Raw genomic sequence first — 16,657 nt, forward strand, 5'->3', positions numbered from 1 at the left:
AAGCTTTTAGCCCATTTTACCCTACATTTGCGTCGCCTACAAGCCACTTTGCCCAAGCTCGAACCCCTAAAGAAGGATGACTTCTAGCCAGCTCCCTTATCCTTCCCCGCAAATAACATAAATTTCTGTTGGTGCGCATTTTCTTCAACAGGGGCACCAGTATCTCTTCGTCATTTCTTTCGATCAACGACATGAGGACCATTAGAGGGACGTCATCAGCGGAGGGCAACATGGACAGGGCGATAGCCACTACGCGGTTAGAGTCGTGAGTTAAAAAGGGCAACAAAGTTTTTGTCTCCCACCTAAGCCTTTTGCCCCAATAAAGCAGCTTAATGCAGGCTTCTTCTTCAAGGTCCTTTGCGCCCTTTGCAATTTGGGCCATGACCTTACTTTGAAAGTGAGCGGGAGCTTTTCCCAAAAATTCAAGCAGCGGTTCCAGCACCACATCGTCTAGGGCTATCTTTGAGATGTTACCCATCAACTCATCCATAAAGCTTACATCCCACTTCATTTTCCCCAGATGGCAGGCAGCAACGAACCTCACCACGGGATGTCTGCTTTGAAGGCGTAATAAGACATCGGATAGCCCTACCTCAACGTCATTGCCCATGGTCTTTATGAGCTCCGACAACTGCCTTTGCGCTTCCTGCAATATGTTTTCGATCTCCCTTTTTATAAAAAGTTCCCTTGCCTGCGCAGCAGCCCTAGCAGAATCTAAGGAAGGGGCATTAACTACAAACCTGTCAATTAAGGCGCGCTTAAGCACCGCATAGGCTTCATTGATCTGTTGAAATTGAAGAGAACATCCCTCTCCTGCGACGTCGGGATGATAAAGAAGCGCTTTCCTTCGAAATGCCTTCTTGACGTCTTCAAAGCCTGCGCCAGGTTGAAGGCCCAAAATTTCGTAGCTGGCCTCCAGCGATTTCATCGATATTTCACCGCCCTGGCGATCCTGTCGGACGCAAGCTCCAAGACCGAGAAGGCATCTTTCCAAAGCTCATCATCGGACCACTGCAGACATTTCACGTACTCAAAGAGCTGGGTTACCCTGCATTCCAAATCCGCATCGAAGAGGTATGAATAACGAGCAAATTTCCTTTCAAGCTCTTCAAGCTTGCGGCTGCGCTCATTGAAAATTTGCCCTTCGGATGAGCGATCCAGGACGTTTAGGGTGCGGCTTACGAACAACTCGCCTTCATCGCCAGATATCTCGACCGTTAAAAGACCTCCGGCATCTACGGAAAGGGCAACGACAACCACATCGCCGGATTTGGCACCCTCAATGAACACGGGACATAAGGTCTCCCTTGACGGGCCATCTGGGCCATCCTTAATCTGCAAGACCTCGCTTTCGATCCTTCCAGTGCCCACTACCATGAAACGCTTCTTCATCCTCAGGGGAAGCGGCGTTCCCCTGGGAGCGATTACGGACAGGCCTCCGTCAGCGGTCTCCATTGCCAGATCGCATGACAACGTATCGACTAGGAGTTTGCCCTTCTTTCCTCCCAGAAGTGCAGCCCCGACGGCTACAGCTTCATCGGTACAGGCTCGAACCTTTGGCGGCTCGGCCACGGCATCTCCCAAGGATCGACGTATCAAGGGCATGCGCGTGCAACCTCCAGCCAAAAGAAGCTTTTGGCAATTGTACCTATCCCAAATCTCCTTGGCCAGATCGATGGCAGGCTTGACGAGCGGAGAAATTATCTCCTCTATCTCATCTCGATGAATTGTCAACGATACATTTTCCCCGAAACCAAGCCCGCTTGCCCTGGGCCACCAATCCACCGAATCGGCAAAGGACAAGGCCTCACGAATATTCTCGGCCTCCATTAAAAGCAAGGGCCACCTGGGGTCCGCCTTTGGATCGCCTTCTGCCTTGACCAGCCTCCAGAGATAAAAAGCTACCTCGCGGTCCAAGTCCATCCCGCCAAATTGATCCATGCCAGCGTTTTCGAGCACATGGCATATATCTCCCTCTTTTTCCACGGCCGAAATGTCTATGGCACCTGCCCCAAAGTCAAAGACTAAAATACTTCCCTCGACATTTGCGGAAAGGACTACCGCTGTGGGTTCATTTACCAACTTGACGGCTTCAAAGCCTGCCATCTGTGCAGCAGTCTTTATGGTCTCCCTCTGTCTAAAATCGAAGGAGGACGGCACGGCAACACAACATCCCTTGACTAGTTCCCTTAAATATGCCTCGCAATCCTCTCTAAGGTAGAGCAAAAGCACCCGAAGCAGTTCCTCGGGCTTAAAGGACATGTCTTTCAAATAAATTTTCTCTGATGAGCCAAGACGACGCTTAAGATCACAACAGGATTTTTGCGGGAAAGCACAGGCAATGGACAAAGCATCCTCTCCCGCCCAAAGGCTTCCTCGATCGCAAGCCACAAAGGAGGGCGTCCTTTCCCTTCCCCATCGGTTTTTGATGACCTTTGGCCCATCATCATCGACGCAGGCAAGGATTGAGTATCGGGTCCCAAGATCGATCCCCACAAAAGCATTCCCCACAGGAGTTCAGCTCCTTTTGGGCAAAAATCTATCCTTATGCCTAGATGGTTGAGCTTTCTGCGTCATTATATATATCACGATCCGTCAAGTCCTCGTTGGGCATCTCAAGCCTTTCGACCATTTCGACTCTCACCATGGCCGATTTGTACCAATTCTGAATAGGAGCCTGCTTAACGGGCGCCAGGTCCCACGCAAGCATCTCCTGGACGTATTCCCAATTCATATATACGTTAAAGTCATGGATGATATCGGTGATCACCAATCCCCTTTGAAGCAATTTCATCTCGAGGGCACGCCATTTGTGAAAGGAACTTTCGGCATGAGTGATCCCGAAATAGCCAGAGCCGCCCTCGCCCTTTAAGGCTATTATCCCTCTGCCGACAAATGCATCGAAGGCCTCTACGGTCTCAGGAGGATCGCAAAAGAAGACATCAAAATTGCCAAGCATCTCCTGTGGCAAGGGTTTTCTTAAGTCGTGTGCCATCACATCTATCGAAAGGCCGTACTTTGACGATATTTCTCGCTCAAAATTTATCAATCGCTCGTCCAGTTCTAATACCACAACTCGTCTTGCTAGCCCCGTCAGGCCTAAGGCTATGCCGACAAGATCGTCGTCGCCCAACACAATGATACTTTTACCCCTCAAATCGCCCCTGCTGTCCGCCAACGCAACGCGGGCAAAGGTCGTCTCCGGGGTTACGTAGCCCTGATCGTAATCCCTGATCGCTTCAGGCCTATCTATCTGTATCTTCAAAAACCTATCGAATGCATCTTTAAGCTCATCATCGATGACAACGGTCCTGCCTTCACATCGTGGACAGGTATGCAGATGCCATGGCGATACCCCTTCTTTTTCTATGAAATCGCGCCCCCTTTGAGTAAGCTTTATGCCATACTCGCTGAAGGCGACCATTCCCTCCTCGGCCATAAGCTTCAAGAGGGCCGCCACGGCAGGCAAGGGCTCGCAACTTAGAGAGACCACGTTCCAAAAATCGCCCGTGATAAGCAAGGATGACAGCACCCTTTCGACATTTCGGCCATTCCAAGGGATCTTCGTGACATTTGCCACGTCTCTTGCTAAAACGTCTTTATCCACGTTAAACTCCCCTTTCGGATTACAAGTCTTTTATGTCAGATAATGCACCATATAGGATACCATGCCTTGCCTCGGCGACACAAACTTTGCACTCTAGCCCTTTATAGTTTCTTTCAGGCAACTTTCCTTTTGCGTCCCAATCTATCTCGGTCTCCAGATAATGCCTTGAGAGGCCCAGCAACTTTGATCCCTTGCAGCGTTCAATCAAAACATCGACCTTTCTGTTCATCCAAATGCTGGCGTACCGCTGCAAAAGCTTGCCACCTTCCTCCAAAGCCCTATTCACTCTATTTGCGATCTCGCATTTTTGGAGCCTTCCGGGCATATCGTAAGCCCTTGTGCCTTTCCTTGGGGAAAAGGGAAAGACGTGAAGCCTTCCTATGCCCAGGTCGCGTATAAAGTTCAACGTACTAGCGAAGGCTGCCTCGTCTTCTCCCGGAAAACCGACTATTATATCGGTGCTTACATGGACATCATCTCCAAGGTAACGTCGCACGTTGGAGATAATGCTCGCAAATTCCACAGGGCTATATCCTCTATTCATCAACTTCAGTATCCTTGCATCGCCGCTTTGAAGCGGCACATGAAGATGGGGGCAAAAGATCTCGCTCTCGGCCAAGGCAACAAGCAACTTGTCGTTTAAGGCCAAGGGCTCTATGGAGCCAAATCGCAATCTCCTTAAGCCCTTAACTTTAGAAAGCGCATCCACCAGATCAGCCAGGTCAAAGTCATGTCCCTTGCCGTAAAGCCCCAGGTGCACCCCCGTTAAAACCACTTCTTGGCAGCCTTGATCGACCAATCCTTCGACCTCGGCTATTACGTCCCGCAAATCCCTGCTGACAGGACGTCCCCTTAAATAAGGTACGATGCAATAGGAACAAAAAAGATCACATCCATCCTGTATTTTGACAAAGGATCTGGTGTGAAAATTCACTTTAGACAGCTCCAAAGGGTCCCACTTTTCATGGCGCAACACGTCAAGCTTCATCACCAGCGGGCTTTTCAATTCGCCCTTGATCACGCCCTCCACGAGTCGAGGCAAATCAGCCTTAAGGCGATTGCCGACGCAAATGTCAGCACCCAAGGACAACAACTCTGCATCTGGCTTGGCCTGTACATAACAGCCGCAGAGGATTGCCATAGATTTGGGGGACTCCTTCTTCATATGCCGTAGTGCCTGTCTACACTTCTTTTCTGCGGTCCCCGTGACTGCACAGCTTACCAATATGCCTACATCAAAATCCCCATCGTCGACTATGACGGCACCCTTCTTCCTGAATGAATCGGCGATGGCCTCGGTTTCATATATATTGGTCCTGCATCCAAGGCTTTTGACCTTGACCTTTAAGCCATCTAGCGATTTCAAGACAAACCACCTTCAGCGCTCAAGATTATGTAAGACAAACCTGCTACGGCAGCAGTGTTGGCTCTAAGAATATTTGGCCCAAGCGATACGGGGATGAAGTTCAGCCTCAAAAACAGGGAGATTTCCTCCTTCGTCCAATCGCCCTCGGGCCCTACGGCGAAGGCAACCCCTCCTTCTGCATCTATCCTCATGCCCCCCAAGGGCCTGGCGTCGTCGGTTAGGGCACCAATCAAGCGCAAGGAGGGCAACATATCTTCCCTTAAATCCATAGGCCTCGAGGGTCTATGAAGCAGCGGGGGCCTATCTATGCCGCTGACCTTGGTCGCCTCCTCGATTATCCTCTTCCACCTCGCCATCTTGGCGGGAAGGCGGTCATCAACCCTGACCACGCAACGTTCCGCCAGGATTGGAACGATTTCAGTAACGCCAAGCTCAGTGGCATGGTTCAAGATGTCCTCAAAGGTGCCGGATTTGACCAAGGCCGTCAAAAGGACGGTGCGCATCTTCATCTCGCTTGGAGGAAGGCTCTTCGTCTCCTCTGCTATGACCCTGCCATCCTCATAGCCCTTGATGACAAGCATCAGCTTGCAACCCTCAAGCAAACCCTCAAATTCATCCCCAATGCGGCATCGCCTGACATGGACCAGGTGATGCGATTCATCCTTGCTCAAGATCCAAATACCGCCCGAAAGCCTTTGAGCGTCATCTAGCCTTGCACGAGGCAACGACACCCCACCAATCCTCCTTTACCAGTTCTTCCACTACATAAAAACCGGATCTTCCCATTTCGCTGACAAAGGGTTCGCGTTCCTTAAACAACAAGCCGGACAGTATTATCAAACCATCCTCGTCTAATACCCTTTTAAACGAATCGAGCATTGACACCAAAGGCTCATACAATATATTTGCAATGACCAAGTCCACTGTATCGTCGAATCCTTTTGTGCCGTCGGCGATCTCAAGTTTGAGTCCCGACGTTATGTCATTTAACATCACATTTTTTCTTACCTCTTCTGCTACCGCTGGGTCTAAATCCCTGGCCACAACACTTGAGGCCCCAAGCTTCAATGCAGCTATCGCAAGTATTCCGGAGCCGGTGCCCACGTCTAACACCCTGCTTTCGGGCTTCAAATGCCTTTCAAGGAGCTCCAACGCGATCTGCGTGCTGGCATGATAACCCGTGCCGAAGGCACTGCCGGGCTCTATATATATGGGAATCCTTCCAGAAGGCACCTCGTCTTTATGCCAGGGAGCCAAGACCACCAGGCGCTTCCCTACCTCCAGAGGAGGGAAGGCCTCCTTATGCCATTTAAGCCAAGGTTGCCATTCCTCTTTTCCCGTACCGCAAACGCTGATACCCTTAAACCCCTCGATCAAAGGCAAGACCCTTTCCACCCACTCATCAATGCCTTTGTCAGAACGATAATACAACTTTGCCCTAATGTCATCTTGGTCAATCGATATCTCAGATCCTATGCTGCCTGAAGCCTGGGCTAGATAGTAAAAGACCTCCTCAAGGTCAGCCCTGGCTTGCAAAATAATATACCACCAATAACTTTCATCCTTCACGCAGATCCTCTCCGTTCATTGTTCAGCTAGATAAGAACAATCAAGGGGAGCTTTTGCCCCCCTTGATTAAATATATTCGATTGTGAGACGGCCCTTCAAGCAAATAATCCTCTTATTTTTTCAAGCAAGCCTGAAGACTTGACAGGCACGTTCATCTCAAGGGCCAACGCCTCTATCAAGGCCTTCTGTTTATCCGTCAGATTACGGGGAACAGCCACATTTATGTGAGCAACAAGGTCTCCGCGTCCGCTTCCTCTTTGTCGTGGCATCCCTAAACCCTTCAGCCTTTTTACCGTGCCCGATTGGGTACCGGGACTTATTTCCACCTCTTCTTGCCCATCTAAAGTGGGCACAGTTACCTTGCCGCCCAAAGCGGCAACCGGGAAGGGCACATCGACGGTAACGTGAAGGTCGTCGCCACGCCTCTTAAACACGGGATCTTCTTCCACCTCTATGACCAGATATAAGTCGCCTGGAGGCCCTCCGTTTTGACCCTCGTCACCCTCACCCCTTATCCTGAGACGAGTACCGCTGTCCACGCCCGGAGGCACCTTTACCTCAACTTTATGTCTTACCCTGGTCCTTCCGCGCCCGCCGCAATCCTTGCAAGGGTTATTGATTACATAACCCGACCCCCCGCAACGTTGACACGTACGCACCGTCACGAATTCCCCAAAGGGACTCCTCGATCTGCTTTCGACCTGCCCCTTGCCGCCGCAAACGGGACAACGTTCGGGAGAACTGCCCGGTGCCGCACCGCTGCCGCCGCAGGTGGCACATTTCTCCCATTTTGGGATGTACACCACCTTCGTGGCACCGTAGGCGGCCTCCCTCAAGGTAACGGTCAAGGGCATCTCCAAATCCATTCCCCTTTGGGGCATATTGGCCGACCTCCTGGAGCCAAAGCCGCCGAAGAAATCGCCAAACAAATCTCCAAAGAGGTCTCCGAAATTGCCGAAATCCCATGCCCCTTCGCCGCCTTGAGGAGGCATATCGCCAACGAAGCCAAACTGGTCGTATTGAGCCTTTTTTTGGGGATCGCTCAATACTTCATAGGCCTCGTTTATCAGCTTGAACTTCTCCTCCGCCTCTTTGTTGCCAGGATTGGCGTCGGGGTGATATTGGCGCACCAGCCTCCTGTAGGCCTTCTTTATTTCTTCTTGAGAGGCGTCCCGCCCTACACCGAGTATTTCGTAGTAGTCCTTCCTCACATTAGCGGGACCAGACATTCATGTCACCTCTATGCCTGTCCCTGATCTTTATATTGGGCATCCACCGTAGGACCGCCTGAACCATCCTGGGACGTGCTCTGTCCGGCCACGCCTGCGCCTGCTTGCCCCTGGGTTGCCTGGGAATAAAGCCTTACAGCCAACTCATTTAGGTCCTTGGTCAGATCCTCGCAGGCGGACTTTATGGCCAAGACGTCTTCCTTGCCCAAGGCTGCCTTTACCGCATCTATCTTCGACTGCACCTTCGTCCTTTCTTCCTGGGTCACCTTATCGCCAAGATCGCGAAGCAGCTTTTCGGCGTTATATACTGCGCTATCGGCCTCGTTTCTCGCGTCGGCCAACTCCCTTCTTCTCCTGTCGGCCTCCTCGTTCGCCTCGGCTTCCCTGCGCATGCGCTCTATCTCCGCTTCCGACAGCCTGGACGACTGAATCGTTATGTGCTGCGCCTTGCCTGTAGCTAAATCTTTTGCGGTGACGTTTAATATTCCGTTGACATCGATGTTAAACGTAACTTCGATCTGAGGCACGCCGCGCGGTGCCGGAGGTATGCCGTCGAGGAAAAACCTCCCTAGGGAGACGTTATCGGCTGCCATAGGCCTTTCGCCCTGAAGAACATGTATCTCCACGCGCGTTTGATTATCGGCAGCCGTAGTGAAGATCTGGCTCTTGGAGACGGGAATTGCCGTGTTCCTCTCTATGATCTTCGTAAACACCCCGCCCAGGGTCTCAACTCCCAGGGAAAGGGGAGTGACGTCGACCAAGACGATATCCTTATGTTCGCCTGCCAAAATGGCCGCCTGAATCGCAGCGCCTATTGCCACGCACTCATCGGGGTTTATTCCCTTGGTAGGCTCTTTGCCAAGGAGTTCCTTGACCTTGCGCTGCACCATGGGCATGCGCGTGGCTCCGCCCACCAACAATATCTTGTCGATCTGGGCCGGAGTCAATCCCGAATCGGACAGAGCCTTTTGCACGGGCCCTACCACCCTTTCGAGCAAATCGGCCGTCATCTCCTCGAACTTTGCCCTGGTTATCTCAAGTTCCAGGTGCTTGGGTCCATTTTGGTCGGCCGTTATGAAGGGCAATGATATGGTTGTCTCAGACATCGACGACAGCTCTATCTTTGCCTTTTCGGCAGCCTCCCGCAGCCTTTGCAGGGCCATCTTGTCCTTGCTCAAATCTATGCCTTCGCTGCGCTTAAACTCAGAGACCATCCAGTCGACAAGCCTCTGGTCCCAGTCATCACCGCCCAGGTGATTGTCACCGCTCGTAGCCATGACCTCGTAGACTCCATCTCCCACATCCAAAATGGAGACGTCAAAGGTGCCGCCGCCGAGGTCGAAGACCAATACCTTGAACTCCCCGCCCTTATCCATGCCGTAGGCAAGGCACGCGGCCGTAGGCTCGTTAATTATCCTCAATACCTCGAGCCCAGCTATCTTGCCAGCATCCTTGGTTGCCTGCCTTTGGGCGTCGGTGAAATAGGCAGGAACCGTTATTACGGCTTGCTTTACCTCCTCACCCAGGTAGTCCTCAGCGTCCTTTTTAAGCTTTTGAAGTATCATGGCCGAGATCTCCTGCGGAGTATATTCCTTATCGTCTATCCTGACCTTGTAGTCGCTTCCCATTTTACGCTTTATGGAAATTATGGTTCGCTCTGGGTTAATTACAGCCTGTCTTTTGGCCAATTGGCCCACCAGGCGTTCGCCGTCTTTGGTAAATGCCACCACCGAAGGAGTTAACCTGCTTCCTTCGGCGTTAGGTATTACAACTATGTTATCTCCTTCTTTTACAGCTACGACGCTGTTGGTCGTTCCTAAATCGATCCCTACGATCTTACTCATCGTTACCCACCTCTTCTTCGTTCAGTCTGCCTACAATCACCTTCGCAGGTCTGATAATTTCTCCGTTTAAAGCATATCCCCTTAGGACTTCTTTGACTACTTTTCCGTCGCGATCGGCGCTTGTGACGGTTTCCACCGCAATTGCCTCATGAAAGGCCGGATTGAAGGGCTCATCCAGCGCCTTTATTGGCGTAACGCCAAAGCTTGCCATGACGCTTAAAAGATCCTGGTAGATCATATATATACCTCTGTAGAAATTTGACTCTTTATCAAAATCGCAATCCAAGGCACGCTCAAAGTTGTCGATTACTGGCAGTAGGTTCAGCACCAATTCCGCGACGATCATGTCCTTTTGCCTTTTAAGGTTGGATTCGGACCTTCTCTTGTAATTGTGAAAATCAGCCTTTATCCTTGCAGCCTCACTGTACAAGGCATCATATTGTTCCTTTAAAGCCGCAAGCTCTTTTTCCAGAGCTTCCTTTTCCTCAAGCAGCTTCAGCAATTCCCCAGAATTGTCATCGATGAGCAAATTTTTGAGCCCATCTTCGGGCTCTTTATTCAAGTCCTTATCGCACAACTTCCAATTCCTCCCTCTTAAAAAGTCTAATTTAACAGATGTTCGCACAAAAGCTCAAGCACCCCTATGGTCTTCTCGTAGTCCATCCTGACAGGGCCAATAACGCCCAGGATCGTCCTTTTAGCGCCGCTTTCGGAGCTGGCCAGCACCAAAGAGCAGTCCTTCATCGCCTCGACCGGGTTTTCCTCGCCAATGATCACGCTTATCGGCTCTTCGGTAGCGCAAGCCTCGACGACCTTCCTAAACTCGTCCTCGTCCTCGAGCAATACAAGCAGAGAGCGTAACTTTTCGGCGTCCCTAAAATCAGGCAAAAGCAATACGTTGCTGGTTCCTCCGGTGAAGAACCTGTAACGGGACTTCTTTAGTACAAAATCAATTTCATCAAGAGTTTGACGACATATCTCTGCATAACGGACCAGCTCGTTAAAGACCTTTTCCCTTATGACATCGCGGGCCTCGAGCCATGACCGACCAGAGACTATGTTGTTCAAATAGGAACTTAATTCGTCCAGCTCTTCCTGCTTAACCTCCTGATCGGCCCTTATGACGTCGTGATGTACAAGCCCGCCTTCAAGTATTATCAGCAACAAAATATGGGCGCTGTCCACCTTTACCAGGTCCAACCTGTTCAACGTGGCGTCGTTCAAGACGGCAATGCCGGCAAGCGAGATATAGTGAGTTATGCTTCCCAAAAGTTGCGTGAGGTAGGACAAAGTCCTTTCCACGCTTCTTTTCTCTTCCTTTAAGACCTTGAGCTTTTCTCTTGCCAAGGAGGGCACAGAAAGGGCCCTCTTTTGCAGGATCATATCCACGTAGACCCTGTATGCCTTGGACGTAGGAACTCGACCGGCAGACGTGTAAGGCTGGCATAAATAACCCGCCTCTTCCAGATCTGCCATCTCATTGCGTATCGTCGCAGCGCTCTTATTTGTCAGATATTTTTTAGATATGGTCCTGGAGCCCACGGGCTCCCCGGTCCTGATATACTCATGAACTATAGAATAAAGGATCTCCAGTTGCCGCTCCGTCAACACTTTCTCACCCCCCGGAGCAAGGTAGACCGTTAGCACTTAAGGTCCATAAGTGCTAATCGGCCGCAAAATAGATTATCAACTTTATATGCGTATTGTCAAGACAGGTCAAAATCTTGCCCCTACCGAGGCCTTATGGATCGCGGAACATGCGACTAAAAAGATAGAGGTGGCTCATTTTGCCCCCTCTAATTTGGGTGTACAATAATTTTGATTACACAGATTCATTGCACTGGAGGATGGTGTTGTTGTCCAATAATACGCAAAAGACCAAGATATTGCTCATAAGGCACGGAGAATGCAGGGGTAACATAGAGGGACTTTTTAGAGGCCGAAGCGATTTTCCCTTAAACGAAAACGGAATACGGCAAGCCCAATGTCTCGCTGAAGAAATTGCCAATTTAGGTCCTATAGATTTCATCTTCACAAGTCCCCTGAAGAGGGCATTTCAAACGGCGGAGATCATCTCAAAGAAGAACGGAGATGTTCCGGTAACGCCGTTGCAGGGCTTCACCAACATCTCCTTGGGCCCCTGGGAAGGCCGCAAGAAGGCAGAAATAATGCAGGAATACCCGGAGGAGTGGGCTCTATGGATAAATTGCCCAGAACGGTTGAAACTTCCCAATTCGGAAAGCATACCTGACGTACAGAGACGTGCCTACTCAACGCTTGAGTTTCTCGTACAAAAATATGCAGGCAAAACATTTGCGATAGTAAGCCATCGCGCCGTCCTTAAACCCCTAATCGCTGCCTGCCTTCAAATAGCGGATCCCTACTTTTGGCGGATACACGTCGACACCGCATCCTATAGTATTATGATGTACGAGGAAGAAAGGGGATATTGCTTAACCCTGCTCAATCAAACGAAACATCTGGCAAACTTCACTAGCGAATGGATATAAGGGAAGGGGCTGAAAGTTCGATGAAACCATTGGCGCTGCCCAGGGGGCGAAAGCTAAGCTTCAGCGGAAGACCGCTCATAATGGGAATTTTAAATCTTACCAACGATTCCTTTTTTCCTCAAAGCAGGATACCCGATATGACCTCTTTAATTGAGAGGGCAAGAAAAATGATAGACGACGGAGCGGACATCTTGGACATAGGGGCTGAATCCACACGACCGGGAGCGGACCCCGTACCGTTGGAGGAAGAAGAAAGAAGGTTGCTGCCTGCCCTTAAGGCATTGAGAAAGGAATTTCCTGACGTCGTCATCTCGGTAGACACCTACAAATCGGCAATAGCAGAGGCGGCCTTAGAGCTTGGGGCTGATATAATAAACGACATCTCCGGACTGTCGTTCGACCCCGACATGGCCAAAGTGGCGGCAAGATTTGGTGTCCCCGTAATAATAATGCACATTAAGGGCACGCCAAAGGACATGCAAAGGGATCCACGGTACGAAGATGTAATAGGCGAAATAAAGGATTTTCTTAAGGAAAAAATTGAATATGCCGTCAGCTGTGGGGTAAATCCGGAGCAAATTGTGATTGATCCAGGATTGGGCTTTGGCAAGGGGCATGATCACAACCTGCAGATATTAAAGCATGTCCAGGAGTTCAGGTCCCTGGGCAAGCCCATACTGATCGGCCACTCGCGAAAGGGAACCATAAGCAAAATACTAGGATGCAAAGGCCCCGAAGAAGCCCTTTACGGCACTTTGGCGATCTCAGCATATTGCGCCATGAACAAGATAGAAATAATAAGGGTTCATGATGTACTGGAAAACAGGCACGTGGTGGAAATGATTGATGCCATCCAAAGGGCTTAGCTGCCATGGCGTTAATAGGCATAGGGCTTGGGAGCAACTTGGGAGACCGCCTAAACAACTTGCGTTCGGCGGTCTGGCGGCTTGAAAATGAAGGCTTTTGCATCAAGAGCAAAAGCGACGTCTTCGAAACGCCGCCCTTTGGCGTGGAAGATCAGCCTTACTTTCTAAATGCTTGCTTACTGGCGGACTTCTTTGAAGGTCCGCACGAAATATTGAGGCGACTGAAAGACATCGAGGTGAAATTGGGCAGAAAGCCACGATTGAGGTGGGGACCACGAGAGATCGACCTGGATATCCTCTTCATTGACAACTTGGTGCTAAACGATGAAGACTTGGTCATTCCCCACCCGCGACTTCACGAAAGGCCTTTCGTGATAGTTCCGCTGGCCCAAATTTGCCCAAAATGGAGGCATCCCTTGCTGGGCCTGACGATCGAGGAATTGTGCAAGGATATTGACACAACTTCGATTATCAGGATAACAAATCTGTAAACCTAAAGTTACAAGATGGGGGGAGATCTTGCTCATGAAAAAACGCCTTTTCGTTGCAATTTTTGGGCTTTTGTTCGTTCTTTTGCCCTTCGTAAATACTGAAGCTTTAGCTTTTTTATCGATAGTCACGGCAAAGCAGTGCCCCCTTTATCTGGTCTTGGACGAGAAGGATGGCACAGTATCGCAGGCTTACCTCGGCACCCCTGCCGGCTCCTTTCCGATCAAATCCGTAGAAGGGTATCGTCCTATTCAAGAGGTGTTGCTGAACGCGAAAAACGACGATGGCATCAACAGATTTCTATGGAGGTTGGAATTCGCCAAGCCTGACGATCCCATAGAAGTCATGCAGCTATGGGTGGCCTACATGCCAAGGGAAAAGACCATAGAAGTGGCTAGCGGCAAAACGGCACACAACGAATGGTATAGAATAGCATCGCAGTTGCCGTTGCCTGATGGCGTATTTCTCTTCGTCTCCTGCGAGCCGGACGGCCAGGATGAGCCCTTGTCTCACGTCTTTACCATAACGCTTACAAAAAAGGGGCTGGCCTTTGTGCCAATCCCCGAGGTGTACGAAAAGCTAATTCCTCTTGCCATAACTTTTTCTCAATCCAGGGGCACGTTTGACAGCGAAAGGACAAAACAAATCATAGGATGCTTAACGCACTTGGCCCAAAACGAAAATGTCGACAATATTGCTAGGATATTGAACCTCAAGAAGGAATTCAAAGCGACCTGGCATTGACGGACACCTCAATACCCATTGCTACACCGGAAACATTACTCCCAACAAAAGGCCAAGGCGTTTCATCGCATTTAAGACATTGCCTTCCAATGGCCTGCCATGCCTGAGCATGTCGGCCACTATGTCGAAGTATATGTTTTGCGCCTTCCATAAGTCTAACGTTACGTTTATCTGCGTCAAGAGCTCAATAATTTGACCTGCTTCGAATATCAGGTCAAAGTCTTCCTTACGTTCCTTGAAGTCCTTAAGCAGCGAACTGACCCTCTCACTGGCGATCCTGCTTACGTGATGCCTATCTATAGCTACGTTCCACTCCTTGATCTCTCCACATACCTTTGCCAATTCTTCCAGATCTATATTTGGCGACTCCAGGATCGCATTCAGCTTGCCGCTCAAGACAACGTCAACCGTAGCACGAAAGGCATCGGGCAAGGGAATATTCAGCTCGTTGAGCAATTTCATCGCTGGATAGTGCGTGTCATAAAGCTCCTCATAAGTTATCATGATGACGTCTAATACGTCCTCGACCAGGTTATTTACAATCGTACACTGCTCGTCGCGAAATAAATGCTTTAGCGTAAAGGTCCTTCCGCCGAAGTGTCTGTCCATCTTTCTCACCATATCCGGAACGTCGTGGTTTTCGAAGGCGATTTGAAGCCCTTTAAGCATCTCTCTGTAAGAAATCTCATCCGCATAGCCGGACACGCCACAGAAAAGCTGTAACCCGCCGATATAGCATGAGGCAAATTGCAAAAGCGCCTCCTCCCACGTGATTGTTGAATGGACGCTAGCCTTTCCCATATTCATGATGAACTTTCCCGAGCCCAAGCTTTTCAGTTCCAAACTTTTTAGTCTGTAACAATAGATTTCCCTTTCCCCATTGCCTTTCCCGTCAATGAACATGGACGACATTACACCGTGAGCGCATACCCTGGATAGGTCCAAAACCTTGGGAAGAACGGCACGTTCGTATATCGCACGGCCGTCACCAGCGGTGGGATCGTTGCTCTTCGCTTCCTCCAGCATGTGCATGAAATTCCCCTCAAGATCTCTGCCACCAGCTTCTTTAGCCAACTGAATTGCGCGAGCGGCATATTTCATGATCTGAGCAGTCTCTATGCCCGATATATCGTCGAAAAACCATCCGCAGCTGGTGAACATCAGCATGGCATTTCTCGTCATCTCAAGGAGCTTTAATGCGACGACCTTCTCGCCCCCGGCAAGCTCCTTCGCAGCGTTCCGGCGAAAGAAGCCTTCGACATTTTCAACAGTCCGGTCTAAAACTACCTCCACGTAATCATCTCTGGCGCTCCAGGGATCCGACAAAAGGCCTTTGGAGAGATCCTCGTATATCCTACTTACATCCTTGCTTAACGATTCCACGGCTTGCCTTAAAGGCCTTCTCCACTTTTGATTCCAACCTGGGTGAGATCCCGTACTGCATCCGCAATCGTCGCACCACCTCTTTACGCCATGGGCGCAGCTCCATGAGGTATTTTCCAAAATTTCAACCTCATCTTGGGGTGGAAATTTTTCCAGGAATTCGCCGTAAACAGTCATCTTCGCCAAGCCCTGAGATTCTATGGAATATATGCAGTAGGCAAGCGCCATATCCCCGAATCTATGGTGGTGACCGTAAGTCTCACCATCTGTGGCCACGTTTACCAATTGGGGATAATCCTCTTCTTCAAAGGCAGCCACGAGTCTTTGCGCGTAAAGTTTTCCGTCCTGCAAAAGCCCTCCAAACGCCACGTCTTGGGCTATGGGCCCGTCATAAAAGAATATGGCTATTTCCCTTCCCGAAGGCAAGCGACAGAGATAGGCCTTTTTCTTATCCAAGCTTGCGGCGGTGATGTTTACCCAATTGCCACCCTCGAGAGGTCTTACGCGCCCTGCCTGATGAGGCGCCAGGATGGTAAATTTTATGCCCGATTCAGCCAATACCTCAAGCGTTTCCATGTCCACCGCCGTTTCGGGCAACCACATGCCTTCCGGAAATCGCTTAAACCTTCTCTCGAAATCCCTGATCCCCCAAAGCACCTGCGTCTTCTTGTCGCGGTAGCTCGCCAGGGGCATTATGACGTGGTTATACACCTGTGCTATTGCCGAACCGTGGCCGTTAAAGTTCTTCATGGCCACTTGATCGGCCGCAAGGAGCGATTCATAAACCCACGGAAAGTTTTTTTCCATCCAACCTAAAAGCGTGGGACCGAAATTGAAGCTGATCTTTGAATAGTTGTTAACTATGGCAATTATATGCCTATCGCCGTTTAATATCCTGGAGGCCCCATTGGGAGCGTAGCACTCGTAGGTTATCCTTTCGTTCCAATCGTGGTAGGGGTGCGCGGAATCCTCTCTTTCGACGAACTCAAGCCACGGATTTTCCCGGGGAGGTTGATAGAAATGACCATGAATGCATATGTAACGGTCCAA

General features: G+C 50.1%; 15 protein-coding genes. 4 read left to right on the forward strand and 11 right to left on the reverse strand.

Annotated features, from left to right (window positions below):
* Window positions 1–16: 16 nt before the first annotated feature.
* The 10 genes from BUQ78_RS03755 to hrcA form a co-directional block, all read right to left on the reverse strand.
* A complete protein-coding gene (locus BUQ78_RS03755; protein WP_074199311.1) occupies window positions 17–928 on the reverse strand; it encodes a J domain-containing protein in 912 nt (303 codons plus the stop codon).
* Window positions 925–2,511: an Hsp70 family protein gene (locus BUQ78_RS03760; protein WP_074199312.1), complete on the reverse strand. Its 1,587-nt coding sequence runs from the start codon at window positions 2,509–2,511 to the stop codon at window positions 925–927. The genes BUQ78_RS03755 and BUQ78_RS03760 overlap by 4 nt, the downstream gene beginning before the upstream one ends.
* 40 nt (window positions 2,512–2,551) lie before the next feature.
* The gene (locus BUQ78_RS03765; protein ID WP_074199313.1) at window positions 2,552–3,607 is read right to left on the reverse strand and encodes a bis-aminopropyl spermidine synthase family protein; all 1,056 of its coding nucleotides are present in this window, start codon (window positions 3,605–3,607) and stop codon (window positions 2,552–2,554) included.
* 19 nt (window positions 3,608–3,626) lie between these two features.
* Window positions 3,627–4,973: a tRNA (N(6)-L-threonylcarbamoyladenosine(37)-C(2))-methylthiotransferase MtaB gene (mtaB, locus tag BUQ78_RS03770; RefSeq protein ID WP_074199314.1), complete on the reverse strand. Its 1,347-nt coding sequence runs from the start codon at window positions 4,971–4,973 to the stop codon at window positions 3,627–3,629.
* Window positions 4,970–5,704: an RsmE family RNA methyltransferase gene (locus BUQ78_RS03775; protein WP_074199315.1), complete on the reverse strand. Its 735-nt coding sequence runs from the start codon at window positions 5,702–5,704 to the stop codon at window positions 4,970–4,972. The genes mtaB and BUQ78_RS03775 overlap by 4 nt, the downstream gene beginning before the upstream one ends.
* Window positions 5,676–6,542, reverse strand: a complete 867-nt coding sequence (locus tag BUQ78_RS03780) for a 50S ribosomal protein L11 methyltransferase (protein ID WP_074199316.1) — start codon at window positions 6,540–6,542, stop codon at window positions 5,676–5,678. Before BUQ78_RS03780 ends, BUQ78_RS03775 begins: the two co-directional genes overlap by 29 nt.
* A 95-nt stretch (window positions 6,543–6,637) precedes the next feature.
* Complete coding sequence (dnaJ, locus tag BUQ78_RS03785; protein WP_014806241.1) at window positions 6,638–7,771, reverse strand: molecular chaperone DnaJ; 1,134 nt, start codon at window positions 7,769–7,771, stop codon at window positions 6,638–6,640.
* Window positions 7,772–7,782: 11 nt separating this feature from the next.
* Window positions 7,783–9,615, reverse strand: coding sequence for a molecular chaperone DnaK (dnaK, locus tag BUQ78_RS03790; protein ID WP_014806240.1), 1,833 nt, complete (start codon window positions 9,613–9,615; stop codon window positions 7,783–7,785).
* Window positions 9,608–10,192, reverse strand: a complete 585-nt coding sequence (locus tag BUQ78_RS03795) for a nucleotide exchange factor GrpE (protein ID WP_074199317.1) — start codon at window positions 10,190–10,192, stop codon at window positions 9,608–9,610. Before BUQ78_RS03795 ends, dnaK begins: the two co-directional genes overlap by 8 nt.
* Before the next feature lie 26 nt (window positions 10,193–10,218).
* The gene (hrcA, locus tag BUQ78_RS03800) at window positions 10,219–11,226 is read right to left on the reverse strand and encodes a heat-inducible transcriptional repressor HrcA (RefSeq protein ID WP_074199318.1); all 1,008 of its coding nucleotides are present in this window, start codon (window positions 11,224–11,226) and stop codon (window positions 10,219–10,221) included.
* Between the two features lie 236 nt (window positions 11,227–11,462).
* Here hrcA and BUQ78_RS03805 point away from each other — a divergent pair, with 236 nt between their 5' ends.
* The 4 genes from BUQ78_RS03805 to BUQ78_RS03820 are packed head-to-tail and all read left to right on the forward strand — an operon-like array spanning window position 11,463 to window position 14,224.
* A complete protein-coding gene (locus BUQ78_RS03805) occupies window positions 11,463–12,125 on the forward strand; it encodes a histidine phosphatase family protein (RefSeq protein ID WP_074199319.1) in 663 nt (220 codons plus the stop codon).
* A 20-nt stretch (window positions 12,126–12,145) separates the two neighbouring features.
* A complete protein-coding gene (gene folP, locus BUQ78_RS03810; RefSeq protein ID WP_074199320.1) occupies window positions 12,146–12,991 on the forward strand; it encodes a dihydropteroate synthase in 846 nt (281 codons plus the stop codon).
* Between the two features lie 5 nt (window positions 12,992–12,996).
* A complete protein-coding gene (gene folK / locus BUQ78_RS03815; RefSeq protein WP_074199321.1) occupies window positions 12,997–13,482 on the forward strand; it encodes a 2-amino-4-hydroxy-6-hydroxymethyldihydropteridine diphosphokinase in 486 nt (161 codons plus the stop codon).
* A gap of 34 nt (window positions 13,483–13,516) precedes the next feature.
* On the forward strand, window positions 13,517–14,224 hold the full coding sequence (locus tag BUQ78_RS03820; protein WP_074199322.1) for a hypothetical protein: 708 nt from the start codon (window positions 13,517–13,519) through the stop codon (window positions 14,222–14,224).
* Between the two features lie 21 nt (window positions 14,225–14,245).
* Here BUQ78_RS03820 and BUQ78_RS03825 read toward each other — a convergent pair whose 3' ends face one another.
* Window positions 14,246–16,657, reverse strand: coding sequence for a DUF3536 domain-containing protein (locus tag BUQ78_RS03825; protein WP_074199323.1), 2,412 nt, complete (start codon window positions 16,655–16,657; stop codon window positions 14,246–14,248).

The organism is Acetomicrobium flavidum, assembly GCF_900129645.1.
Lineage (GTDB): Bacteria > Synergistota > Synergistia > Synergistales > Acetomicrobiaceae > Acetomicrobium > Acetomicrobium flavidum.

Excerpts from the sequence above, each read along its gene's own strand:
- BUQ78_RS03805 (WP_074199319.1), top strand. The coding sequence starts at position 11,463 with ATGGTGTTGTTGTCCAATAATACGCAAAAGACCAAGATATTGCTCATA.
- BUQ78_RS03820 (WP_074199322.1), top strand. The coding sequence starts at position 13,517 with ATGAAAAAACGCCTTTTCGTTGCAATTTTTGGGCTTTTGTTCGTTCTT.
- folP (WP_074199320.1), top strand. The coding sequence starts at position 12,146 with ATGAAACCATTGGCGCTGCCCAGGGGGCGAAAGCTAAGCTTCAGCGGA.
- BUQ78_RS03755 (WP_074199311.1), bottom strand. The coding sequence starts at position 928 with ATGAAATCGCTGGAGGCCAGCTACGAAATTTTGGGCCTTCAACCTGGC.
- dnaJ (WP_014806241.1), bottom strand. The coding sequence starts at position 7,771 with ATGTCTGGTCCCGCTAATGTGAGGAAGGACTACTACGAAATACTCGGT.
- dnaK (WP_014806240.1), bottom strand. The coding sequence starts at position 9,615 with ATGAGTAAGATCGTAGGGATCGATTTAGGAACGACCAACAGCGTCGTA.
- folK (WP_074199321.1), top strand. The coding sequence starts at position 12,997 with ATGGCGTTAATAGGCATAGGGCTTGGGAGCAACTTGGGAGACCGCCTA.